At 61.5% G+C, this 517-nt stretch carries 1 pseudogene; it reads left to right on the forward strand.

The features are described from left to right. Positions 1-517, forward strand: a pseudogene (locus DS839_RS36125) (hypothetical protein); the annotation flags it as partial.

A 517-nucleotide genomic window follows, 5' to 3' on the forward strand; every position in this document is an offset into this window, starting at 1 on the left:
GAAAACATGCGCCACCTCGCAATCTACAAGCGGTTGCAGAACTCCGAGCGTGACTGCATCAACCCGATGGACACCCCGCTGGGCAAGCGCGAGCCGTTGCCGAAGGATCGCGAGTTCATCAAGAACTTCCTCTCGATTCTTGTGACGCCGCCCGAACGGCGCGGCAAGCCCTACGAGGGCATGTCGAACTTCGTGGGCCGCATGATCGACCTCGCTTTCCAGAAGAAGAGCGACCGACTGGAGAAGGCCAGCCCGGAAACCTACAAGCCGGGGCACAACGCCGTGGTGGACGAGGCCGTCGCGAAGCTGGGCTACAAGATTCTTCCTGCCACGACCTACTGGGAACTGGTGGATGCGCTGTTCAAGGCTGGCTACATCTATGAGGCCGAGGTCGCACAACGCTACGCCGTGCCGACGCTGAACGATCTGGTCGGCGTGGCTTCGAGCGAGGAAGTGGAAGCGGAATACGGCGGCGTGATGGCCGAAGGCAACCGCCCGCTCATCAAGGCGTTCTCGT

It is taken from the genome of Taklimakanibacter deserti (assembly GCA_003574785.1).